The sequence below is a fragment of the Roseofilum capinflatum BLCC-M114 genome, from assembly GCF_030068505.1.
GTDB lineage: Bacteria > Cyanobacteriota > Cyanobacteriia > Cyanobacteriales > Desertifilaceae > Roseofilum > Roseofilum capinflatum.
Window position 1 is genome coordinate 1 of sequence record NZ_JAQOSO010000028.1, and the last position, 22,240, is coordinate 22,240.

General features: G+C 45.5%; 21 protein-coding genes. 8 read left to right on the plus strand and 13 right to left on the minus strand.

Features of this window, described 5'->3' with window-relative positions; all coding sequences use genetic code 11:
* Positions 1 to 313: 313 nt before the first annotated feature.
* From PMG25_RS06270 to PMG25_RS06280, 3 genes are all read right to left on the minus strand, one after another.
* Entirely contained in the window at positions 314 to 1,585 is a 1,272-nt protein-coding gene (locus PMG25_RS06270) for a DUF3747 domain-containing protein (RefSeq protein ID WP_283766047.1), read from the minus strand.
* Between the two features lie 140 nt (positions 1,586 to 1,725).
* The gene (locus PMG25_RS06275; protein WP_283766048.1) at positions 1,726 to 3,963 is read right to left on the minus strand and encodes a CHASE2 domain-containing protein; all 2,238 of its coding nucleotides are present in this window, start codon (positions 3,961 to 3,963) and stop codon (positions 1,726 to 1,728) included.
* Positions 3,964 to 4,038: 75 nt separating this feature from the next.
* On the minus strand, positions 4,039 to 4,770 hold the full coding sequence (locus tag PMG25_RS06280; RefSeq protein WP_283766049.1) for a DUF928 domain-containing protein: 732 nt from the start codon (positions 4,768 to 4,770) through the stop codon (positions 4,039 to 4,041).
* Positions 4,771 to 5,028: 258 nt separating this feature from the next.
* Here PMG25_RS06280 and hypE point away from each other — a divergent pair, with 258 nt between their 5' ends.
* Entirely contained in the window at positions 5,029 to 6,093 is a 1,065-nt protein-coding gene (gene hypE, locus PMG25_RS06285) for a hydrogenase expression/formation protein HypE (protein WP_283766050.1), read from the plus strand.
* On the opposite strand, the gene PMG25_RS06290 is transcribed toward hypE, so the two are convergent.
* The 7 genes from PMG25_RS06290 to PMG25_RS06320 all read right to left on the minus strand — a co-directional run bounded on the left by PMG25_RS06290 (position 6,094) and on the right by PMG25_RS06320 (position 14,409).
* On the minus strand, positions 6,094 to 6,894 hold the full coding sequence (locus PMG25_RS06290) for a ParB/Srx family N-terminal domain-containing protein (protein ID WP_283766051.1): 801 nt from the start codon (positions 6,892 to 6,894) through the stop codon (positions 6,094 to 6,096). It lies immediately after the preceding gene.
* Positions 6,895 to 7,009: 115 nt separating this feature from the next.
* A complete protein-coding gene (locus PMG25_RS06295; RefSeq protein ID WP_283766052.1) occupies positions 7,010 to 8,650 on the minus strand; it encodes an adenylate/guanylate cyclase domain-containing protein in 1,641 nt (546 codons plus the stop codon).
* A gap of 163 nt (positions 8,651 to 8,813) precedes the next feature.
* Positions 8,814 to 9,803 (minus strand): GNAT family N-acetyltransferase, encoded by a 990-nt coding sequence (locus PMG25_RS06300; RefSeq protein ID WP_283766053.1) that lies wholly within the window; start codon positions 9,801 to 9,803, stop codon positions 8,814 to 8,816.
* A gap of 41 nt (positions 9,804 to 9,844) precedes the next feature.
* On the minus strand, positions 9,845 to 11,164 hold the full coding sequence (locus tag PMG25_RS06305; RefSeq protein WP_283766054.1) for a diacylglycerol/polyprenol kinase family protein: 1,320 nt from the start codon (positions 11,162 to 11,164) through the stop codon (positions 9,845 to 9,847).
* A 21-nt stretch (positions 11,165 to 11,185) separates the two neighbouring features.
* A complete protein-coding gene (locus PMG25_RS06310) occupies positions 11,186 to 12,361 on the minus strand; it encodes a GTPase family protein (RefSeq protein ID WP_283766055.1) in 1,176 nt (391 codons plus the stop codon).
* Between the two features lie 9 nt (positions 12,362 to 12,370).
* Positions 12,371 to 13,447 (minus strand): anthranilate phosphoribosyltransferase family protein, encoded by a 1,077-nt coding sequence (locus PMG25_RS06315; protein ID WP_283766056.1) that lies wholly within the window; start codon positions 13,445 to 13,447, stop codon positions 12,371 to 12,373.
* Between the two features lie 14 nt (positions 13,448 to 13,461).
* Positions 13,462 to 14,409 (minus strand): LysR family transcriptional regulator, encoded by a 948-nt coding sequence (locus PMG25_RS06320; RefSeq protein WP_283766057.1) that lies wholly within the window; start codon positions 14,407 to 14,409, stop codon positions 13,462 to 13,464.
* A gap of 180 nt (positions 14,410 to 14,589) precedes the next feature.
* Between PMG25_RS06320 and PMG25_RS06325 the strand changes: the two genes are divergently transcribed.
* Positions 14,590 to 15,207, plus strand: coding sequence for a chorismate lyase (locus PMG25_RS06325; protein ID WP_283766058.1), 618 nt, complete (start codon positions 14,590 to 14,592; stop codon positions 15,205 to 15,207).
* Positions 15,208 to 15,236: 29 nt separating this feature from the next.
* Here the strand turns inward: PMG25_RS06325 and PMG25_RS06330 are convergent, their stop codons facing one another.
* Entirely contained in the window at positions 15,237 to 15,659 is a 423-nt protein-coding gene (locus tag PMG25_RS06330; RefSeq protein ID WP_283766059.1) for a GPW/gp25 family protein, read from the minus strand.
* Positions 15,660 to 15,797: 138 nt separating this feature from the next.
* On the opposite strand from PMG25_RS06330, the gene PMG25_RS06335 reads away from it, so the two are divergent.
* The 3 genes from PMG25_RS06335 to rsmI all read left to right on the plus strand — a co-directional run bounded on the left by PMG25_RS06335 (position 15,798) and on the right by rsmI (position 18,046).
* On the plus strand, positions 15,798 to 16,325 hold the full coding sequence (locus tag PMG25_RS06335; protein WP_283766060.1) for a DUF1269 domain-containing protein: 528 nt from the start codon (positions 15,798 to 15,800) through the stop codon (positions 16,323 to 16,325).
* A 155-nt stretch (positions 16,326 to 16,480) separates the two neighbouring features.
* Positions 16,481 to 17,158 carry a response regulator transcription factor gene (locus PMG25_RS06340; RefSeq protein WP_283766061.1) on the plus strand — a complete coding sequence of 226 codons (678 nt, stop codon included), beginning with the start codon at positions 16,481 to 16,483 and terminating at the stop codon, positions 17,156 to 17,158.
* 51 nt (positions 17,159 to 17,209) lie between these two features.
* A complete protein-coding gene (gene rsmI, locus PMG25_RS06345) occupies positions 17,210 to 18,046 on the plus strand; it encodes a 16S rRNA (cytidine(1402)-2'-O)-methyltransferase (RefSeq protein ID WP_283766062.1) in 837 nt (278 codons plus the stop codon).
* On the opposite strand, the gene PMG25_RS06350 is transcribed toward rsmI, so the two are convergent.
* Positions 18,043 to 18,642, minus strand: a complete 600-nt coding sequence (locus PMG25_RS06350) for a DUF4126 domain-containing protein (protein ID WP_283766063.1) — start codon at positions 18,640 to 18,642, stop codon at positions 18,043 to 18,045. The two genes, rsmI and PMG25_RS06350, sit on opposite strands and share 4 nt — an antisense overlap.
* A 76-nt stretch (positions 18,643 to 18,718) precedes the next feature.
* On the opposite strand from PMG25_RS06350, the gene PMG25_RS06355 reads away from it, so the two are divergent.
* The gene (locus PMG25_RS06355) at positions 18,719 to 18,856 is read left to right on the plus strand and encodes a hypothetical protein (protein ID WP_283766064.1); all 138 of its coding nucleotides are present in this window, start codon (positions 18,719 to 18,721) and stop codon (positions 18,854 to 18,856) included.
* The gene (locus PMG25_RS06360; RefSeq protein ID WP_283766065.1) at positions 18,843 to 20,195 is read left to right on the plus strand and encodes a hybrid sensor histidine kinase/response regulator; all 1,353 of its coding nucleotides are present in this window, start codon (positions 18,843 to 18,845) and stop codon (positions 20,193 to 20,195) included. The genes PMG25_RS06355 and PMG25_RS06360 overlap by 14 nt, the downstream gene beginning before the upstream one ends.
* Before the next feature lie 46 nt (positions 20,196 to 20,241).
* Here PMG25_RS06360 and PMG25_RS06365 read toward each other — a convergent pair whose 3' ends face one another.
* Entirely contained in the window at positions 20,242 to 21,153 is a 912-nt protein-coding gene (locus PMG25_RS06365; RefSeq protein WP_283766066.1) for an FTR1 family iron permease, read from the minus strand.
* Between the two features lie 217 nt (positions 21,154 to 21,370).
* On the opposite strand from PMG25_RS06365, the gene PMG25_RS06370 reads away from it, so the two are divergent.
* Positions 21,371 to 22,231 (plus strand): hypothetical protein, encoded by an 861-nt coding sequence (locus PMG25_RS06370; protein WP_283766067.1) that lies wholly within the window; start codon positions 21,371 to 21,373, stop codon positions 22,229 to 22,231.
* Positions 22,232 to 22,240 lie beyond the last annotated feature (9 nt).

Genomic DNA, 22,240 nt, shown 5'->3' on the forward strand with positions numbered 1-22,240 from the left:
ACAAATACGAATATAACCAATCCTTCTCTTCCTTGTCAACCCTTTTTTTGGAAAATCTTGAAATTATTTTTCGAGAAACGCTACAAACTATATATGGCGAGGAGTTGAAGCTTTCAATATTTTTGGACATTTTGGAGATCCTTGAAGAGGTTAGGGTTGCCTTTGAACCGGAATGAGTCTAAATACTCAGTAAAATTATTTTGAAATTCTTTGAGGGGGATGAGTGTACCTGAAATACGATCGCCAGAAAAAAGAAGGAGGAAGGATTGATATCCCTCCCTCCTTGATAGGATGAGTCTTTGAACTCCGAAGGCTACTGAGCAGAAGCAGTGGGAATATCCGATTTCACGCAATTGAGCATTCGTAGAGTTGCGGCGGCAGCATAGTTGCGGCGAGCGTTATCGTTGGGAACAAACTGAGTTCCAGATTCATTGAGTGGAGAGGCAACAGAGCAATAGGTAGACATCTGGGTAATGAGATCGGAGGCCCAATGATTATCAACATCACTAAAGGGTTGGGGATCTTGTTTGGCTTGAAGTTCGGGATTTAAGCCGCTAGTTTTACGGGCAAACTCGGCTGCACGACGTTGAACTGCCATTAGTTCTGCACGGGTGACGGATTGAGCGGGTTTAAATGTACCATCTGTATAGCCACTGACAATGTTGTTGTCTTTTGCCCATTGGATTTTGGCGGCACTCCATCGAGAGGAAGCTACATCAGGGTAGGGATTAGTGGCGGTATTGGTGGGAATATTGACGTTAGTGCCAGGAATGGTTTTGAGAGATTCTAAAACCATGGATACTAATTGTTCGCGTGTAAGGGGATTTTGGGGACGGAAGGTGCTATCTTCTGCAAAGCCAGAGATAAAACCGATATCGACTGCTTCATTAATTTCGCTGGCATATATATCATTGGCGATATCTTTAAAGCTGGGAGTTGTGGGATCAACGGGATTGGGATCAACGGGATTGGGATCAACGGGATTGGGATCGACCGGATTTGGGTCAACGGGATTGGGTGTTGTACCAATTAATGAACTGAGCTGTTGATCGTTGAGAAGGTAAACATGGCCTAGGGTTTGACCTTCATAGGAGCGTTTGGCAAAGCGCCAACCGGGGTTGAGATGAATTTTGACAAAATCGGAGGTTGCACCATAGGTGCGACCAATTTCTATCTCTGGGCCTCCTGGGGTATTGGACGATCCAACTAAGACTAAATCATTGTTGCGATTGACGATTCGTAGGCTGTACTGGAGGGCAAGATCTTGATTGTTAACTCGAATGGAAAATCCGTTACTGTCGGTGCTGCGGCCACAAATACCGCTAAAGTCAAAGTTGAGCAAAAGAGGATCGACAATCGTGGGACTTTGGCCGGTTTCACTCCAACATTGACGGGTACTGGATTTTTGTTCCAAAATAAGGAGTTGATGGGCGTTTGTGCCTCGTGGAGCGGCGATCGCAATAAAATCATCCTGTCTAACTTCGCTATGATCGAAGAAGGCGCGAGCGGTAGCCACCCAGGTGGTCATCCCAACGACAGTAGTGGTGGCAATAGCAGCTAAACGGGAGAGGAGTGATTTATTCATAGTTGTAGAAGAGTGAGTAGACTTAATTTAAGCAGTGTACAAGAGAGGTGTTCTGTTCTCCAGTACCTCCCCAGTCGAAAGGTATCCGTAAATTGTTGCTAGGGGGTGTGACAGTTTTAGAGCTGTCTATGGCTACACAATTAGGCGCTTTTAGAGATCGCTTGATATAAGGTCTTTAACTTGGCTTCTACAGAGGGGGGTTTAGAGGTAAATCGGATGGAAAACCGATCTTTAGACCGATGGTTATCTAGAACTTTGGCATACACATCTTCGCGGTTTTCTGGTTGCTCATCCTTAAAGAAATTAATTTTTAAGTTGGTTAACCCGGATGGAATTCGATCGCCGGATTCTGGGGTGAGCAGAATGGTTGCACCTTTTTCTGATAGGGCAATCAATTGACCCTGGTTGACGCGATCGCTAATATTTTTACCTTCTAACACAGCATACTGAAGGGGAAGGGCTGGGGATAAGGGAAAGAAATGCTCTTCTTCTTTAGGCAGATCGAGCTGATAGGGGCCAGCAATCCCGCCAATATCGTAGATAGTAATAGGGGTTTTCACTCCCTTGGGGGTAACTTGTTTCTCGCCATTGATTTTGACTTCTGGGCCGGCTTCAAGCAGGGTGGATTCAGAAACTAAGATCTGGCCGGCGGTGGTGTAGGATTCAATGCGATAGGTTAAATTCACTTGAGAGCCGACTACGCCGTATTTGGTTCGTTTTTCAGAGCCAATGTTACCGACGACGACCTCACCGGTATTGATACCAACTCCCATTTCTAGGGAGGATAGTCCCCATTCTTTCATTTGCACGTTCACCTGTTTCATGGCTAGTTGCATGGCTATGGCACAGGCGATCGCCCTTTGAGCGTCATCTTCACGGGGAATGGGAGCGCCAAATAAGACCAAAATGCCATCACCCATAAACTCATCAATGGTTCCTTGATATTCGGTAATCACATCGGCCATGTAGCCTAAATAGAAGTTGAGGATTTTAATCACTTCCTCTGGGGAAAGGCGTTCAGACAGGGCGGTAAAGCCCCGTAAATCTGAGGTGAGAATGGTGATTTTGCGTCGTTCACCACCTAATTTTAGGCCTTCGGGATGCTCTAATAGGGTGGCGACAATTTCCTGACTTAGATAGCGGCCAAAGGTTTTGCGGATATCGCCAGCACTGCGGGCAATATAGGCGGTAATGGCAACACAGGAGCCAACTAAGCTGAGGACTGGCGGAACGACAGGTAACCACCATCCGATGAGAAAAGCTCCATAGGTGGCAGCCATGAGCAGGGGGAGCGTGGCGATGGGGGCGATCGCCTTACGAATGGTGGATGAGTTCAAACCGGTACTATGGCGTAATCTCCAGGTTAAAACGGCTCCGACCCAGGCCCAGAAGAGAATCCATAGGTTTTCCTGAGTTTCATTCCAGGTTTGAATCAGGGGTCGTCCTTCTAGGGCAGAACTCAGGATCAAACTGGTAATGTTGGCATGGATTTCTACGCCAGCCATCCGTTGAGAGGGAGTCCTGGTATAGGGAGTGGGAAAGAGGTCTTGAAAGGATTCTCCCACCGCACCAATTAAAACGATGCGATCGCTTGCCCAATCCTCTGGGACTCGATCCTCCAAAACATCCATCAGAGAAACGGTCTCAAAAGACTTGCTGGGGCCATGATAATTGAGGATTAACTGATATCCCCCCTCTGCTTCCCCCAAGTAGGCCCCAGCATTGGGTTCAATGGGAGAAAAGATGCCTTTTCCTAAACGCCAAGTGTTTTCACTGACGGATTCAGGAACAATTCCTTCGGGTTGTAGATAGAGTAGAGCCAGATAAAGGGGCAGACCATGAATCCTTTCCCCTTCTGGCGTGTCCAGAAAGGCCAAAGCCCGACGCACTTTACTATCGGCATCGGGCAACAAATCATTGGCTCCCACCTGGTTTTTCGCTTTTAGGGCTGGAGGAGGATCGACGCGATCGCGTTGGTCATCTCCAACTGCCTTTTCAATGCCGATCAAATAATCGGTATTCTCAAAAATCTCCACTAGAGCTTGATGGCCGGGTTCAACGGGTAAATCCCGGTAAATATCTAAACCAATGGCTCTAGGTTCCATGGCGATTAACTTTTGGAGCAGGTCGGCATAAATTTGATCGGGAATGATGGCCTGACCAATGGCTTCTACATCTGCTTCATTAATGCCGACGATCGCAATTCGCGGATCGCGAGGTTCTAGAGGTCGCCAGCGCATATATAAATCAAATAGGGCCCATTCTCCTCCTTGGAGAGCGCCTATAAATCGTAACAGAATGACCAATAAAGCTACAGAAGGGGTCGCAATCCACACCCCTCGCTGTTGCCATAACCAATCCTTAATTGTTTCCCACATAGAACCCAGGGTTACAGTAAACAGTAATCTTCAGTTATGCTGCCTGTGAATCTGCACCCTAAAATCTCAATGATACTAAGGATTTCCGGTAATTCTTTCTATGGAAAGCATCGGCGTTTGGGTTAATTTGTCCAAACCTACGGATTTCAAGAGACTTTCCCAAGGGCCCGCATCTAAATCTCGTAACTGAGCGGCGATCGCCAGGCTATCGTACCAAACTTCGGCCTGAGCCAGCAGTTCTGCTTGTTTAAGTAGGTCTTCTTCGGCTTGGGCTTCTTCCAAAGCCGTCATTACATTTGGATCTAGAGTAACATGACGAATTTGCCCTTGAATGGACTCATCAGCTCCTCGGTCACTGGGATTACACACCAGGAGAAATAACCAAGTATATTCAGTTGAATCGCCCATAGCTTCGGGGAGTGTCATGTTTACACTGACTAATCCGCCATCTTTAGAGAGTTCTAGCTCCTCAGTATAGACATCATTGCCTTGCCGATCGACTAAAATAAACTCTGCCGATCTAGCTTTGGTTTTGGGCACATAAAAGAACATGGTCGGGGTATCACTGACCGTTTGACCGACATAATTATCGGGTTGAGGCGGTTTTAAGGCCATTAAGGAGAGTTCATTTTGGGGAGTGACGCAAGCCGAAGCTCCTCTGACTCCGCCCCCAGCACTTCCTCCTGTAGGAGCGCCCACCCCACCAGTGGGAGGAAATTCTAGGGCCAAAGCTCCTGGAGCTAGGAGAGCGGGAGCTAGGGCAAATGCCAGCAATTTCAGAGGGGAAGGGAAAAGTTGAAAGGCCATAACGTGAATACATCTCCTTGTGGGCAAACAGTTGGGTCGCTTGATCTACTCTGGCATAGAATCCCAGGTCAAGGGTTGACTGGGTAGGCTAATCTCTATTGTGTCTACTTATCTTTGTCTGAGAAACTCTCATGTGATAAGAATTGAGGGTTAGATTTCAGGTATGGTTTAAAATTACCTGAAACTGAAACGTCTTGATGAGAAGACGCTGAAAAAGAGCGTGAGTTCCAGGCTGTTTTATCCTATTTAACTACGAATATGGCTTCTGCACCGGATTTTTCCCTATCTTGTCCGATTCCGATCCAAAACTATCCCCAGGTGCTGTTAGCCCATGGAGGGGGCGGTAAGCTTATGCATCAGCTCATTGAGCAGATGTTTCTGCCGGTTTTTGGTCGTCCTGATGTTTCCCATGATGCTAGTGTGTTTGCTGTTAAGGGCGATCGCCTGGCGTTTACCACAGATTCCTATGTGGTCAATCCCCTCATCTTTCCAGGGGGGGATATTGGCTCGATGGCGGTTTATGGGACGGTGAATGATTTAGCTATGGCTGGAGCGAGGCCGCTGTATCTAAGTGCGGGGTTTATCTTGGAGGAAGGGTTATCGATGGAGACGCTATGGCAGGTGGTGCGATCGATGCAAGGGGCTGCCCAGAAAGCAGGAGTACAAATTATTACCGGAGATACCAAAGTGGTCGATCGCGGCAAAGGGGATGGAATGTTCATTAATACGTCTGGTGTAGGGGTAATTGAGTCAAAAAACAAGATTTCTCCCCAACAGGTGCAGTCAGGAGATGCCATTTTAATTAATGGGGATTTAGGCCGACATGGGATCGCGATTATGGCTGTGCGTGAAGGATTGGACTTTGAAACGACCATTGAGAGCGATTCCGCTCCCGTTGCAGCACCAGTTCTCCGGTTACTTGAAGCAGGGGTTCAGATTCATTGTTTGCGGGATTTAACCAGGGGAGGATTGGCCAGTACCTTAAATGAAATTGCCCTCAGTTCAGGATTAAACTTGCACATTGACGAATCCTTAATTCCCGTTCGGGAAGACGTGCGCGGAGCTTGTGAAATTCTGGGTTTCGATCCCCTCTATGTTGCGAATGAGGGAAGATTTGTGGCCTTTATTCCCCAGTCTGATGTGGAGTTAGCCCTATCGATTTTAAGGGAAACTTCAGAAGCAGACAGGGAAGCATCAGTGATTGGACAAGTAGGGGAACCAGCAATTTCAGAGTTTTCTGCTCAGGTGAGTCTAAAAAGTCAGATTGGGGCCAGTCGCATTCTGGATTGGCTCAGTGGCGAACAGTTACCCCGGATTTGTTAATTATCGTTCATTTTGTTGGGCAATGGCCTCTAATGATAGCTCTTTAGGGGGAGGAATCGTACAGGCAGAACTGTTTTCATAGGTGTACTGAGGATCGTGAATCATAGCCAGGGTTTGATAGACATGGGAACGGTTAATTTCCTCTGGTAAGGTTAAGCCAAATTCTTTTAAACAATCTGCTAACTTAAATTGGTAGAAAAAGATTTTTTCGCCTTTCGGTCGCTCAAAAAATCCCCAGTAAAGTGCCATTCCCACTGCGGCCCGATAAGGGTCGTTTTTTAATTCACCGAGGTTACGGGGCAAATTTTCAGGATTGATTTGATTTCCAGGGGTTCCCAAATAAGTATAGTTTTGTGCTTGCATTGCTGACCAAAAATCGGGCCGGTTTCTCCAATCTTGAATAATCTCAATGTTGACCCTAATGTTGGGATCGCCCTGATAATATTCCCAGATTGAACTCATGGTGTGGTGAGAGTCAACCATATAAAATTGATTATTTGGCCCTAAGACAACGGGGACTGTTCGCTGATTTACATAGTCTTCAACGGTGGCATATTTAGAGGATTCTCCGCGCTCGATAACTTTTAAAAATGCGACTTGATATTGGACTTGGTACTTGCCAACGACGGGTTGTGTGGGATGCAAGTCACCGATCGCCATCTGACACTCTAGGGGTGTTCTCAGGAAGAGAGGACGGGAGGGACAGGGGGCAATTCTAGCATCTGCGGAGGGAGGGATAATGAGGGATAAACCGATCGCTGTCAGGATCAAACAGAAAAGCCAAATTTTTTTCACAGTCATATTCACCTAAGTCATAGACACTTGTTCAGGGTAAAAGGGAATGGTCTCATCCGTCAAATCAAGTAAAAATTGCCTATTCCGTAACTCTCAAGGCTATATTCTAGGGTTACCTACCTCAACTTTCTTCTACATTTAAGGTGTCTTGATGGGGCAGTTCTTCCCAAAGAACGCGATAGACTTGTAGGGGATCTTTTTTTCCTTTGACTTGTACAAGAGGTAAACGTTCTACGGGAATTTTGTTCTGCTTCAGTTTAAGAAAAGTGCTGGCAGAAATGAGGATTTCATTGGCTTTAGCTTCGCTACAAATACGACTGGCGACATTCATGGTATCGCCAATATGGGCATATTGAATCAGACGTTCTGTACCAATATTTCCGGAAGCGACTCGTCCTGTATTTAAGCCGATATGAATATGAATAGGGTGATGGTTGCGCTGTTGCCGTTGGATATTGAGCCGTCTGACCGCCCATTGCATGGCGATCGCTGCTTTGACGGCTCGTTCTGCATCATCTTCTCTTTGGTAAGGCGATCCCCAGACGGCAACTAAGGCATCTCCAATATATTTTTCTAGGGTTCCTTCGTAGGGAAAAACAATTTCTTCCACCATCATGCCAAAATATTCATTGAGCATTTCAATCACGGCACGGGGAGACATGAGGGAGGACATCTGTGTAAATTGACTGAGATCAGAAAAGAGGGCAGTAACTTCTGTATCTACAATTTTGTTGAGGTTGCCTTCTTCCCGCAGTTTACGGCTCACGGCTTTGGGGAAAAATCGCTCTAGTTTGTCCCGGAGAACGGCTTCTGATTCCATTTTTTGATAGAGTTGACTATGGTCAATGGCGATCGCTGCTTGATTGGCTAAAGCAGTTAGAAATTCTACATCTTCATCAGAATAAACATTAGCTAAGGATAAATTATCCACATATAACACCCCAATCACTGTATCGCGGGGTTTGAGAGGGGCACAAATAGAGGCGTGAATGCATTGACTAATTACCGAGTCAGAATCCCTAAATCGACCATCAATTTGGGCATCTGCGGTCATGATAGTTTGTTGTTTTTCACAGACAAAATCGGTGATTTTTTTACTATAAAATTGATAGTCTGCATGAATGCCGGGGCGAGAATTGACCGCTTTGACTTGGAGTTTATTGGTTTGGGGATTAATTAATAAAATAGCAGCACGATCGATCTGCATTAAATCTAACAGAATTTCTAGGACTTTCTTGAGTAATTTATCTAACCTTTTTGGATAGGAGAGCTGTTTACTGACCTCTAACAGAAGTTTCAGCTTATCTTCTTTGCGCTTTTGCTGATCTTGCTCTCTTAATTTGAGTAAGGATAAGGATTTTTCCTCATCTGATAATAATTCTGGCATTCCTACCTCTCCTTGTTCTACGGAGAATTCTTTAATAATGGTAGGATTTTGCTGAGGATCTAAACCTGTTTTTTCTTCCAATACTTCGAGTTGCTCTCGATATTGGAAACTTACTTTACCACATCGAATAATATCCTTATCCTTGAGCCATTTCTTTTCAATGCGACTTTCATTAATAAACGTATGATTACTGCTATGAAGATCGCAAATTTCCACCCCTCTCGGTGTCCAGTGAATTTCTGCATGGTGTCGGGAAATACTGGCGTGACTGATGACGATCGTATTATCAAGCGATCGCCCCAGGGTATTAATTCCCCAACGTAATTCATAGAGTTTTTCATCCTGACTATGGGGAGCGTAGATTAAGTACGGCATGGCGTTCTCAAGCGGGATGATATAGCGCTTTCCGCTTTCGCGGACATGAAACGCGCTGGTTATGGAAATGGGTAATGGGTAAACCGTTTTCCCTTAACGTCACACTTTTAAGGCTTCCCCTGCACTCTACTGAAGGGGAGATTTATTTCCAAGTATAAGCGATTTAAATAGCTTTGGCAAACAGGGTATACTGACGGATAGGTTGGGCATATCGATGGCTGATGTTCAGGGATGAATTGCCTTGATACATAAGAGCATGAATTACGGATTGATAGCCTAATTTTTGGGCAATTTGATGACATTGGTAGACCAATAAACTCCCTAGTCCGGCGTATTCCCTTTGGGGCAAGACGGCAACGGTCTTAAGAATAACGGTCTCGATAGGTAAGTTCTGTTGTCTTAAGCAAAAATCCGGAAGAGAAAATAAAAACCCTACAATCTTTTTTCTCTGGTGGGCTAATAATACCAATTCTGGCTGAATGTAGTCACGAACTGGGCTATATTGGGCGATAAATTCGGACTCAGGGAGGGGGGTATATAAGAAGTTTCGCGTAAAGGCAATGCGAGAGACTTGATAAATTTGATGCAAGTCTTCTTCCCAGTCTTCTAAGTTGAGGGGGCGAATGGTAATGTCGAGTTTTTTCAGGCGATCGCTCACTCGCTCTAAGCGGCGATCGCTTTGATTTAAATCTGTAACTAAGGCAGAATAGTAGCGAGCCAAAGGACTAAAACCAGCTTCTAGAATTTGCTCAACGTACTCTGGAGGATGATCGGGTTCGAGAAAAAAAGTCGAATGATTTCCTCGATCCGTAATCCAGCGATAATTTCGCCAGGTATTGCCATCAATGGGGGAAACCGCTAAGGTACAGTTCTGTTGCCGCAGAATTTCTAGACTATGACTAAATAAAGCCTGGGCACTGGCCTGATCTTGAGCAGCATAATGGCCGATTAATCCTAATTTTTCTTGACTATAGTTTGGGGTATTTTTCCACCAAAGGGAACAGCGAGCGACTAAGGTTTGATCCTGCAAAACGGCCAGATGTGAATCGGGTTGATGTTGCTTAAAAAGGCTTCCACTTAAGGCAGTAATCCGATTATTACCCGGTAAAGAGTTTAGCTCGGAGGCTTTTTGAATTAAATGATATTTGTACATATAGCATCTTCATTTAAGTTGTAAACGGTTAGCAATCTCCATTACCCATTACCTATTACCCAAATGCTTAAACTGATGGCCGATCCGAAAGCAACGATCGCCGATCGCCCGATCCACATCCAAGTCTCATCGAGTTCCCGGCAACTCTGTTGTAGGATAGCAAAGGCAATGGCTATCAGTCCCACGGTAACCAATCCTTCTCCAGCATAGGCGATCGCCTGAGCTTCCCAACCTTGAATCCAGAGAAATGGTACAAAAATTAACACCCAGCCTTTAAGAACAGAGCGCCCAATAAACGCCCCATTAGGTAATTGGGGATGAAATTGAGGTACAGCAATATCAATGATAGCTAGATGAGCCGCAAAGGCCAGGGTATAAGCATAAAAACAAACCGGTTGACCCGTTACTTTTCCCAGCAATAACCATAAAATCCCCGTTGAGCCAATACTCAAAACGGCACGCATATCATGACGGCGTTCCTGATATTGTTGAGTCCAAGGACAGAGCAAAGAATAGGCTAAAAATAAAATAACTGGGGGAAGAAACCAGCGCCAATCTGCTAATACCCAGGTTAAATACCCCAACCAAGCACTTCCCAGAACGGCGCTATCATTCAGGGTCGTTCGGTTTCGCCAACCCAGGGTTAATATGCCCACAATTAAGGTAAGGATGAGACGAAAAATAAGGTCAGGAATATCCATCGGCAGAAATAGCTTTAACATGATCAATCCACCGACGGGAATAAATAAATTATCCAATCCTTGCCAGGCGATCGCCTCTAAAACCATGACCTGCAAGCCTAAAATCACCCCAATTAATAGGCTTTCGGCTCGTCCTGTATCTGTGAGCAACAATAAAGGAACATGGGTGCTTAAAAAAGCAACGGTGAAAAAGGCGATCGAGCCTTCCGCACTTTTACGCCCTTCTGAGGTGCTGTAGGTGTGCAATCCATAGCTGACCCCAATAAGTGCTGCTACTGCATCTCCGAGGGTTAGAAGCAACATGGGAATCAGATAGCAAACCAGATCGCCTTGGGATAAGGTAAAAACTAAGGCAACTGATAGGGGGAAATACACCTCTCCCCAGGAGCTACGGCCGACACCATCGGTTACACTGCCGAGCCGTGCATGAAAGAAAGGGATAAACTTAATACTGCATAAAAAGGCGATCGCCCCTATGGCCAACCCGATTACCGGTACGGGAGAATCAAATAACCAGGGAAAGCTTAAGGTGACTAATCCCATTCCCACATGAAGCAATTTACGCACCCATTCTGGATGGGGAGAGTACCACTGCTGATAGACCCGCAATAGTATGATTAATCCTGCCAGAATTGATAAAACGAAAAGGACACTCAGCATTCAATTTAATCCTAGCGGTGATCATTGATTTTTAAACCGTTCTTTTGCTCCTTGAAAGGCTTCGCGCATCACGGATTGAATTTTACTGGGATCGGGTTTTTTGCCCCCCATTAAATCGCCAAAATAAACACAAGCAGTTTCTCCTAATGCAAAGGTATAAGCGGCGGCCCAAGACGCGGCGATCGCACTGCCAAAACCGGGAATAAACTTCACCAGCTCTCTGCCAATGGCTTGAGCTAAGAATCCACCGGCGATCGCACTCACCAACCCTCCCGCCTGAGACACGCTCAAGGTTTGGCCATAAAGTTTACCCAATACGCCCACCATTGACGCTTGCAGCGCCGTTAACACCGGCATGGTGGCAAAGGGCAAAGGAACTGCCGCAACCGTTGCTGCCATCACCGCAAATGCTGCAATATAACGCCGTCCCACATCTCTATATAAACTGCCTAACTGCTTACCAACCCCTTGATCCAAAAGCTGATAAATGGCACGAGACTCGGCTTCTGGCAGCAAATCTCCCAAAGTATCCCGCAATTGTTCTAGACCGTAAAATACGGGTGTATACCCATCTTCCTCTAGGGTAAAATCAATTAAAATGACCCGATCTGGCTCTAGAGCGCGATCGCCCTTCAATCCCTCTTCAATGGCAGAGGCTGCCCGTTGTAAAGACTCGAACTCTGGAGGATAAACCGGGTGATTCTCCACATCCGCAGGATACAGCTCATGTAAACAAGTAATTGCCAACAAACAGGGAACCTGGGGATACTTTTGGCGCAGTTTTTGCACCACTTGACGCAGAGTATCGGTGGCAAAATCATTAATCTTAACCGTTAAAATCAATACCTTAGCGCCCTTTGTCTCCCCTTCCAACTCCTGCGCCAACTCCTCAATAATCCGATCCGTATCCTGCTCAACATCTCCCAACCCCACTGTATCCGTAAAAATCAATAACGGTAAATCCTCTGAGGGATAAGCATAGCGTTCTGTATGTTGGGTATGGGGACGGAACCCTTGACCGACAATTTCCGCCGAAACTCCGGTTAGTCCCCTGACTATGGAACTTTTTCCGGTTTGTGGTTTGCCAATGAGTAGCGCTTCTGTCGTGGGTAATTCCGATCGCACCCGATCCAGAATTTCGGCGATTTGCTCCTCACTGACTTGAAACCACTGATTCACCCTAAACCACTTATGCATTGTTAAGGATTAATGATTAATTATCTGACGCAGATCCTGTAAGGTTTTGGCTATTTTGTCCCCAGAAAGGAGATCTTGAGCCATGGATAAACCCGTCTCTACGCTACCACAATACCCACAGCGCCAGAGATAAAATCCACCGTTCCAGATTGCAGAGTTCAAGAGGGGGGTGGGTTGATGGTCTAAAATGGCTTGGATTGAGGCGATCGCCATCTCTTCCGATTCTAATCCTACATCCGATGGGGTTAATCCATAGTCTCGACAGTTAATCGAGAAGCGTTCGAGAACTATTTCCGGCTCTTGAGTGTCCGAAACCTCAGCCTGTTGCTCCTTACTCAGTCCCATAATAGCGGTGCGAGAGAGGGGTAAATCGCAACTCCCTTCTAATCCTTTAATCGTTGTTAGTTGCTCTATACCCCGCAGGGCTAAGGTGCGTTTAAATAGAGTTTCTGTGGGAGGATGCACATACCCAGCTATCAGATGAACTGGCCCCCAATAGGGACACCACATGAGTTCAACCGTTGCAAAGGGGGGGCGTTTACCGATTTCTTCTCGGAAAGGAATTAAACTATTTGCCTGCGGAAAATGCTGAGGTAAATAAACAAAGCCTAAACCCGTGTGATTAAAGATCTCCTGAGTGCGATCGAGGGAAAGGGAGTCCCAATTGACTCCTAATCCTTTCCAAAGGTCAATTAAGGGAATGCCGTATTTCGTTGGCATCCGACTCCCTCCATGGAGAATTACCGGAATCCCCACGGTTTTGAGAATGAGGGCTGTAATTATATTGACTGGAACCAGGCGCGATCGCCCATCATAGGGAATTCCCAGAATCACCACCTTTTCCCCATCCTGACGAGGCTGCAATTTTGGCCCTAACTCATCATAAGCATCCAAAATTCCCGCTAACTCTTCTGGTGTCGGTCGTCGAATGCGGTGAGCAATCATAAAGGCCCCAATTTGCGCTGGTGTCGCTTCTTGCAGCAGCATCTGTCGCGCAGCTTGGGCCGATTCTGTGCGCGTGAGGAGTTTTCCAGTATGGGGGCCACTGCCTACTTTTTTTAACAGTTCTCGGAAGGAATCACTCATAATTTATGGTTTATTTATCTTCGAGTGGCGATCGCCGCTTGTCGAGTAAATTGGGGCGGAATATATTCTAGGGCTAAGGCACGGAATTTTTCAATAGGTGGAATTTGTAGTCGATCTTTAGTCGTAACCAATACAACATTACGAATCAAGGGTTTTCCCCCATCCTGAAGGCTCGGTTGTAGAGGACGAGAAATCACGCTAGGGTCTTGGGAGGCTAATCGTACTGCTGATTCGGGTAATACAGCGATAAATTCTCCTTGGCGAATCACACCTCGAAAAGCGTCTAAGGTATTGAGTTCTAAAACGGCTCGATATTGAAGATTGTGCTTGCTAAATTGCTCATGAACCAGTCGTTGCATCCCATATCCATCCTTAAACATCACTTGCGGATAGTGGGAAATTGCCTCCCAAGATAACAGTTGTTCTTGACCTAGGGGATGATCGGCCGCCATTAATACGGCTATGGTTTCTTCAAAGAGGGGATCGACGACTAATTCAGCACTAGCCGTTAAAAAGCGATTTTGCATAATGAGTGCTAAATCTACTAAACCATCTTTCAGCACTTTCAAGGCGCGATCGCTCCCTAAAGCCGTTACCCGTAATTGCACCTCTGGATGAGACCAACAAAATCGCTGTAACACTAAAGGTAATCCATAGGAACACAAAGAAGGAATCGCCGCTACACAGAGTTCCTGCTGTTTTCCCGCTAACAGTTCCGAAACTTCCTCTTGAGCGGTTTGCCATTCTTGGCAAATGCGTCGAGCATGGGGAAGCAGCACTTCACCTCCGACCGTCAATTTGGCGATCGAAGAACGATGAAATAAGGGAATCCCCAAATCTGCCTCTAATCCCTGAATTTGCCGACTAATGGTAGATTGAGTGACCCCACACTCATGAGCTGCCTGTTGAAAATTGCCAGTTCTAGCAACGGATAAAAATGCTTGTAATTGCTCTAAACGCATAGGCTGCCTAGCCTATTCCTAGTTTAAGTGATTTCCAAACCTTAGCGAACCTCAAACCAGGATTTAGTATTTAAGACTACAAATAAAAAGGGAACTCCCCATTACCCATCACCGATTACTCATTACCCAACCGATAGCGCTATCATAAGACTGAGAAAACGTTAAGTTATATGAAGAGCCTTGACTGTAACCGCCCAATCTCAAACCCGAACCCCAGTCCCCACCACTTGGTATCGCCTGCATCCCCTATGGCAAGGCGATGAAACCGAGATCCAAACCGGACTACCCCACGAACAACTCTCTCCAGCTTGGCAAATTCTCTTACTTGGCGATGGTTCCCCCACTCGTCACTTGCAATTGTTAACCCGCGAACGGACGGAAGTTGATGTAATTGATATGTCCTCCATTGGCATGAATCCCGATGGCGCACCTGCCCAGATTTCCGCCATTCCGGGGCCGAGGTTAAGGCGACAGGTTTGGCTGAGAACCGCATCAGGACAACGGTTAGCCTATGCCACCTCTTGGTGGGAAGCCAGCCATGTGGATGACTATCTACAAAACCGCTCGTTACCCATCTGGGCGAGTTTAGCTCGGTTGCGAACGGAGTTGTATCGAGATATTCAAGGGCTTTATTATGGCCATTCCCAAGCCTTAGAGGAGGCATTTGAGCAACCAGGGCCGTTTTGGGGTCGCCATTATTTATTTTGGCATCATGGACGACCATTTACGTTAATTTATGAAGTATTTTCCCCCTATTTAATTCAATATTTGGGGCCAACGGTAATGAGTCAGGAGTAAATTACACCCTACCGAACATCAATTAAAAATCACCCTTCTTCGGACTTGAGATAAAACGGGAACACCATACTGCGCTGATCGTGATTGGCCCGAATTTCATATTGAATAATCAGGTCAACTCGTCCTTCTTCTTGACGAGGAAGGGTTAACACTTGTCGCACAATAATTCGCGGTTCCCACTGTTCCAAGGCTTCTTGCACCCAAATTCGCATCAGAGTTAAGGTCTCTCGGTTCATGGGTGCAAAGGCTAATTCTGATAACCGACAGCCAAAGTTAGGGCGATAAACCCTCTCCCCCAGGTCAGTCATCAAAATAATAACGATGGACTCCCGAATATTGAGATCTTCGGCACTCAAGGCCAAACTACCTTGACGAGTCACCTGCAAGGGGAAGGAGACTCCCTGACCGACGAAGGGACGACGCTGTTTAGATAAACGAGATGAATTGACCATAGGGTATGGCACTGTACGCTGGGGACATCACTCTTATATAATAGAGTAGAAATAGGTTAAAAATCTCCTTTTTTAGGTCAGACAGATAAGCCTAAATGTTGTTTGAAGTATTGCAGAAACTTGAGCAAGGTGCTTTCTATGAGTAGTGAATTAGTTGTTTTAGCCTTCGATAATGAAGCAGATGCTTATGCCATGCGGGATAAACTAGCCCAATTGCAAAAAGAATATCTGATTGAGTTAGGAGATGCTGCCATTGTTAAACGCAATTCCAAAGGTAAAGTTAAAATTGACCAAGCGGTTAATTTAGTGAGTGCCGGTGCATTAGGGGGTGCATTTTGGGGTATGTTAATTGGCCTACTGTTTTTTGTCCCCTGGTTTGGCGCGGCTGTTGGAGCCATTACCGGTGCTTTGAGTGGCAAAGCGACCGATTATGGAGTAGATGATAATTTTATCAAGGATGTGGGTAAAACCATTGAACCCGGTCATGCAGCTCTGTTTCTATTGATTCGGAAATGGACAGAAGATAAAGTGATGGAGCAATTAACCCAATTTAATGCCACAGTTTTGCGAACTTCTTTGTCTAAAGAAGATGAAGAAAAATTGGCTAAAGCTTTCTCAAAAGAACAGAAAGAGCAAGTTATTAGTGCTTTAGAAAAAGAAGAGTAGTCTGAAGGATTGAAGAGTTGACTGACTCTTAAAATTCATTATCAATAAACTCAAGATGAATGGGGTGGTTGGGTGATGGCCCGATCGCCCTAAATTTATAGAGTGAGTCAAAAAATTGTTACAATAGTAAGGTTAACCCTATCGCTTAAAACGCTATGTCAGCAAAACTGTTATTGGTCGATGATGAACCGGGACTACGGGAGGCGGTGCAAGCTTATCTCGAAGATTCAGGCTTTACGGTAGAAGTGGCGAATAATGCTATTGAAGGTTGGGAAAAAGTCCAACACATTGTGCCCGATCTAGTGATTTCGGATATTATGATGCCGCAAGTGGATGGCTATCAGTTCCTGCAACAGTTGCGGGAAGATGAGCGGTTCAAGTCTTTGCCTGTTGTATTTTTAACAGCTAAGGGGATGACTTCCGATCGCATCCAAGGCTATCAAGCGGGATGCGATGCCTATTTACCGAAACCTTTTGATCCAGAAGAATTAGAAGTAATCATCAAAAACTTACTCGAACGACGAGCAGCAGCGAGTAATTCAACAGAATTGGATGATATTAAACAACAACTCAATCAAATTCAGGGCATTCTGCAACAAGGGCATACGGTATCGACTCAAACCAGCCCGATTCAAATTGATTTTACCCCTAGGGAGCAAAGTGTTTTGAACTTAGTCACAGAAGGCTTGATGAATAAGGAAATTGCTCGCCGTCTGGAAACCAGCGTGCGGAATGTGGAAAAATATGTGAGCCGATTGTTTGTCAAAACGGGAACCAACAGCCGCACGGAGTTAGTCCGGTTTGCGATCGAGCATGGATTAAATCAATCTTGAGGGGAATGGGGGAATAGGTATATGCCCTATGACCCATAATTTTTAATTGAAATGACATTATATGTGGTGGGAACGCCGATTGGAAATTTAGAGGATATGACGTTTCGGGCGGTGAAAGTTTTGCAGTCGGTGGAGATCGTTGCTGCTGAAGATACTCGCCATACGGGTAAGCTATTGCAACATTTCCAAATTCAGACTCGGCAAATGAGCTGTCATGAGCATAATCAACAGCAGCGTATTCCAGAACTGTTGGCGCTGATGCAAGAGGGAAAGGCGATCGCCTTAGTCAGTGATGCGGGGATTCCAGGTATTTCCGATCCGGGCTATGAATTAATTCAAGCTACGTTAAATGCTGGACTAGATGTGATTCCTATTCCTGGGGCAAATGCGGCTCTAACGGCTCTGTCTGCTTCCGGTTTGGGGAGCGATCGCTTCTGTTTTGAGGGCTTTTTACCCCCCAAAGGGAAACCCCGTAAACAGCGTTTAGAGATGCTCAAAACAGAGACTCGTACGGTTATTCTCTATGAAGCGCCCCACCGCTTGCCAGCGACGCTGCAAGATTTAAGCCATATTTGTGGAGCAGAGCGCAAAATTACTATTGCTCGCGAATTGACTAAACTCTATGAGCAGTTTTGGCGAGGAACACTAGAGGAAGCGATCCAATATTATCAAGAGCATCACCCCAAAGGAGAATTTACCCTGGTGTTGGCAGGTGCAGAGATGGAGACTGTAGCGTTATCTGAAAGTGCCCTGAAAGCAGAGTTAGCTGATTTATTACAACAAGGATGGTCGCGATCGCAAGCCAGCCGCCATTTAGCCCAACTTACCCATGTTCCCAAACGCAAATTGTACCAAATGGCTTTAGAGCTGCCGGATGCGATCGATTAATCGGGATTCTGTTTATGGCGACGGGGATGGTGGCGATCGCCCGATTTTGCCTGCTCCACATACCAGCGATACCACTCCTTAGAACTGCGAATCGCCAACCATAACAACAATAAAGCAATCAATCCCCCCTGTTCTGGGGCATCAAAGGCAAATAACACCAAACATACACAGAGAAAATCTTGCAGAAAAATGGCCCATAGGGGAAGTCCTCGGAGACGATAAAACCATCCCGCTTGTACTAATTGCAAGACTAAAGCTAAGATCCCACCCACTCCACCAACGATCCAAGTCATCCAGGGGGGGTGTTCCAGAGCAGTCTGGGCGATCGCCATTCCCATGATCGTTCCCACCACAGGACTCAACACGATCTGAAGTAACTGCTGCACCCGTTGACCTAAAAGTTGCTTAGGTGCAAGCAACTCAAATAATGACCAACTCACCAACACTCCCAACACAACTTGGGGCGGAATTAAAGATAGAATAGGAACACGAGACCAGAGGGAATCACCGTGTAATAGACCAATCACTAATAATGGTAAGGCAATTCTCAGACCTGCCGACGCAGAAGCTGAGAGAGCAGCCAAAAGCTCAATCATAACTTATGAACTTGCACACTCTGTGAAGTATCAATGAGGAATCCTCCATATTTGGATCAAAACCGAGACCAGTCTGATGATAGAGATCACCCCCGTCCCTTCAGATGTTCCTTATGAGTCAGCACTCTCCCTCTACTGTGAAGCTTGCCGATGGGGAACTCCTAAAGTTAGTCTAACAAAAGAGAATGGAGAAATGACCTATGGAAACACCTAAACAAGACTTGATCTTAATTGTCGATGATAATCCGACAAATATCAAAGTCCTCTTTAGCTTTTTAAAAGAATCTGGGTTTAAGGTTTTGGTGGCTAAGGATGGGGAAAGTACCCTAGAAAAGCTCCAGGAAATTACCCCCGATCTGATCTTATTGGATGTGATGATGCCTGGGATTGATGGGTTTGAAACTTGCCGTCGGATTAAAGCGTCTCCCCAAACCCAGGATATTCCCGTTATTTTCATGACGGCTTTATCAGATACGGTTGATAAAGTCAAAGGGTTGAAGATTGGCGCAGTGGACTATATCACCAAACCGTTTCAACAGGATGAAGTTTTGGCTCGGATGAATATTCATCTTAAGTTACAAAACTTAACTCATCAATTCAAAGTTCAAAATGAACAGTTAAAAAGCTTAACAGAAGATCTCGAACAACGAGTGGAAGAGCGCACCGCACAATTAAAAGACTCCCTCAGTCAACTTCAGCAAGCTCAAATTCAACTCATTCAAAGTGAAAAAATGTCGAGCTTAGGGGAGTTAGTGGCTGGAGTTGCCCATGAAATCAATAATCCTGTGGGCTTTATTGCGGGGAATATTAGTATGGCGATGGAATATACGGAAGATATTTTTGAGCATTTGAAGTTATATCAAAAACAGTTTACCGATCCGGGAGATGAAATTGCTGAACATGCAGAGGATATTGAATTAGATTATTTAATGGAAGATTTGCCCAATATGCTCTCTTCTATGGAGTCAGGAATTGAACGAATTCGCAATATCAGTTTATCTTTGCGTAATTTTTCTCGGTCTGATAGTAATACTTGTACGGATTTGGATATCCATGAAGGTTTGGAAAGTACGTTGATGATTTTGAGGCATCGTTTAAAGGCTAACGATCAACGACCAGAAATTCAAATCAATAAACATTATGGAGATGTACCGATCGTTAATTGTTATGCTGGCCCCTTAAATCAGGTGTTTATGAATTTGTTAGCTAATGCGGTTGATGCTCTAGATGAGCAAAATGAGAATGAGCATAAAAGTTATGATGATTTGAGAGAGAATCCCAATGAAATTACGTTAACGACTAAGGTGATCAGTGGAGGTAAAGTGGAAATTAAGATTGCGGATAATGGGCCAGGGATTCCAGAGGATAAAATTAAGGAAATTTTTAGTCCCTTTGTGACGACAAAACCGGTAGGAAAAGGTACGGGTTTAGGATTATCTATTAGTCATTCTATTGTGGTGGAAAAACATAAAGGTTTTTTAGGCTGTAATTCTGAGTTCGGAAAGGGTACGGAGTTTATTATTCAAGTGCCAGTTAAACAAGCTGATAATTAATCATTAAGGCAAAACGTACAACCGGGTTTTTGCTTTTGCCTTTTGCCTATTCCTCATTCCCTCTCATAGGATTGAGGGCACGAAAATATAGACCACCCATGAGGGTTATGAACATGAGATAACTGACAGCTTGCACCAGATAGAGGTGTTGTCGATACCCGAAGAGGGCTTTGAGGAGAATACCAGGAAATTGGCGATCGGGTAAAATCGCGGAGGTATCCCAAACTCTGGGGCCGAGAATACAGGAGGATTCGGAAGGATTGATACAGAGGGATTGGGCTTGAGGATGGAGGTGAACCCAACGATAGAGGGCGATGTCATAGTGGATGAGGGCAGAGAGTAATAAGCCGCCAATGATGAGGAGTAAAAGTAGGCCCATGATTTGAAAGAAAAGACGGATATTGATTTGAATTGAGCCTTGGAAGATGAGGAGGCCTAAGACGATCGCCAAACTGAGACCGATCGCTCCTCCAAACCAGGGTGCAAATCCTTCTTGGAAATAGGATAACAGGAAGATGACGGTTTCAAACCCTTCTCGCAAAACGGCGATCAGCACCAGGGTGAATACGGCCCATCCTGCGCGAGAATTTTGCTGCAAAGCTTGGGAGAGGGAAGTTTCGATCTCCGTTTTGAGCGATCGCGATTGTTGGGTCATCCACAATAACATCCAACTGAGCATCACAATGGCGATCGTGCCAAATACAGCTTCTAATAACGGTTTAATTACCGTCTCATATTGGGGATAGGCCACACTTAGGGCCTCAATCCCCCAGGTTAACAACAGACCTACCAGCACACTCCCCACTAACCCCAAGCCAATTCCCCCATACACCCAGGGATTCAAATGGGTTTGTTTCGCCTTGTATAAACAGGCCAGAATTAAACCCACCACTAAAGCGGCCTCAAATCCTTCCCGTAGGGTAACCAACAATGTGGGCAGGGCTGCTGTCCAATCCATAATGATAATGACTGATAGACTTATACACTCAAAAAGATTATATCGGATACAGGAGAGAGTTTTCCCTGCTGCAAAAAAAAGATCATCATTTTTTAACAGAGGTCGTAAACCCTTGATTGGATAGGGTTTAAAGCCCCTAGTTGACTCATCGCGTCCCACTTTTTATCCCCACAGGGGGCATTGTAATCCCTACAGAGATTCGCTTGACTAGAAATAGATGTCAAGTCAAAAAGATATGGTCAATCAACGTTTTCAGAACTTGCTGATTTCCCTTATGGTCACCAGTAGTTTGATCGGGTGTAACAGCTCTTCACCTCCAGAAGAAGTTTCTCAAGAGGGGACAGGAAGCTTAACGTTTCAGGCGAATGGTGAAGATTTTGTTCGCCAAGGATTTACTTCTAAAGATGGTTGGCAAATCGATTTTAACCATGTCTATGTGACTTTAGATCAAGTAACGGCTTATCAGACTGACCCAGCTTTTAATTCGGAAGAAGATGGCGAAATCGACGCAACAACAACCCTAACCTTTACTTCTCCCCAAACCGTAGATTTGGCGGCTGGGGATGCTGAGGCGGAACCGATTGTGGTCGATCAGCTCCAGGAGGTTCCAGTCGGGGTTTATAATGCTGTCTCTTGGCGAATGGTTCCGGCTTCAGAAGGGCCAGCCGCCGGTCACACCGTGGTACTCGATGGTATTGCTCAAAAAGAGGATGAGACAATTAATTTTCAGGTCAGTATCAATCAAGAGTATACCTATACCTGCGGTGAATTTGTAGGCGATCAAAGAAAGGGAATTGTGATGGCCGATCAAGGGGCTGATGTGGAAGCAACTTTTCATTTCGATCATATTTTTGGGGATGCTAGTGCCCCTGCTGATGATGCGATCAATGTGGGTGCGTTAGGGTTTGAGCCATTGGCAAAATTGGCCAACAATGGCACAGTCGAGTTGGATGAGTCCATGTGGCGATCGCAACTGACCCCCGAAGAGGTGAAACGCTTGGATGTAGCACTGAACTCCCTAGGCCACGTGGGTGAAGGCCATTGTCGTCAATCTGAGGCCATACCCACACAACCTTAAGTTACTCTT

What these genes read in the sequence shown, in the direction of transcription:
- PMG25_RS06270 (WP_283766047.1), bottom strand. Translation starts at nt 1,585, where the DNA reads ATGAATAAATCACTCCTCTCCCGTTTAGCTGCTATTGCCACCACTACT.
- PMG25_RS06275 (WP_283766048.1), bottom strand. Translation starts at nt 3,963, where the DNA reads ATGTGGGAAACAATTAAGGATTGGTTATGGCAACAGCGAGGGGTGTGG.
- PMG25_RS06280 (WP_283766049.1), bottom strand. Translation starts at nt 4,770, where the DNA reads ATGGCCTTTCAACTTTTCCCTTCCCCTCTGAAATTGCTGGCATTTGCC.
- hypE (WP_283766050.1), top strand. Translation starts at nt 5,029, where the DNA reads ATGGCTTCTGCACCGGATTTTTCCCTATCTTGTCCGATTCCGATCCAA.
- PMG25_RS06290 (WP_283766051.1), bottom strand. Translation starts at nt 6,894, where the DNA reads ATGACTGTGAAAAAAATTTGGCTTTTCTGTTTGATCCTGACAGCGATC.
- PMG25_RS06295 (WP_283766052.1), bottom strand. Translation starts at nt 8,650, where the DNA reads ATGCCGTACTTAATCTACGCTCCCCATAGTCAGGATGAAAAACTCTAT.
- PMG25_RS06300 (WP_283766053.1), bottom strand. Translation starts at nt 9,803, where the DNA reads ATGTACAAATATCATTTAATTCAAAAAGCCTCCGAGCTAAACTCTTTA.
- PMG25_RS06305 (WP_283766054.1), bottom strand. Translation starts at nt 11,164, where the DNA reads ATGCTGAGTGTCCTTTTCGTTTTATCAATTCTGGCAGGATTAATCATA.
- PMG25_RS06310 (WP_283766055.1), bottom strand. Translation starts at nt 12,361, where the DNA reads ATGCATAAGTGGTTTAGGGTGAATCAGTGGTTTCAAGTCAGTGAGGAG.
- PMG25_RS06315 (WP_283766056.1), bottom strand. Translation starts at nt 13,447, where the DNA reads ATGAGTGATTCCTTCCGAGAACTGTTAAAAAAAGTAGGCAGTGGCCCC.
- PMG25_RS06320 (WP_283766057.1), bottom strand. Translation starts at nt 14,409, where the DNA reads ATGCGTTTAGAGCAATTACAAGCATTTTTATCCGTTGCTAGAACTGGC.
- PMG25_RS06330 (WP_283766059.1), bottom strand. Translation starts at nt 15,659, where the DNA reads ATGGTCAATTCATCTCGTTTATCTAAACAGCGTCGTCCCTTCGTCGGT.
- PMG25_RS06335 (WP_283766060.1), top strand. Translation starts at nt 15,798, where the DNA reads ATGAGTAGTGAATTAGTTGTTTTAGCCTTCGATAATGAAGCAGATGCT.
- PMG25_RS06340 (WP_283766061.1), top strand. Translation starts at nt 16,481, where the DNA reads ATGTCAGCAAAACTGTTATTGGTCGATGATGAACCGGGACTACGGGAG.
- rsmI (WP_283766062.1), top strand. Translation starts at nt 17,210, where the DNA reads ATGACATTATATGTGGTGGGAACGCCGATTGGAAATTTAGAGGATATG.
- PMG25_RS06350 (WP_283766063.1), bottom strand. Translation starts at nt 18,642, where the DNA reads ATGATTGAGCTTTTGGCTGCTCTCTCAGCTTCTGCGTCGGCAGGTCTG.
- PMG25_RS06355 (WP_283766064.1), top strand. Translation starts at nt 18,719, where the DNA reads ATGATAGAGATCACCCCCGTCCCTTCAGATGTTCCTTATGAGTCAGCA.
- PMG25_RS06360 (WP_283766065.1), top strand. Translation starts at nt 18,843, where the DNA reads ATGGAAACACCTAAACAAGACTTGATCTTAATTGTCGATGATAATCCG.
- PMG25_RS06365 (WP_283766066.1), bottom strand. Translation starts at nt 21,153, where the DNA reads ATGGATTGGACAGCAGCCCTGCCCACATTGTTGGTTACCCTACGGGAA.
- PMG25_RS06370 (WP_283766067.1), top strand. Translation starts at nt 21,371, where the DNA reads ATGTCAAGTCAAAAAGATATGGTCAATCAACGTTTTCAGAACTTGCTG.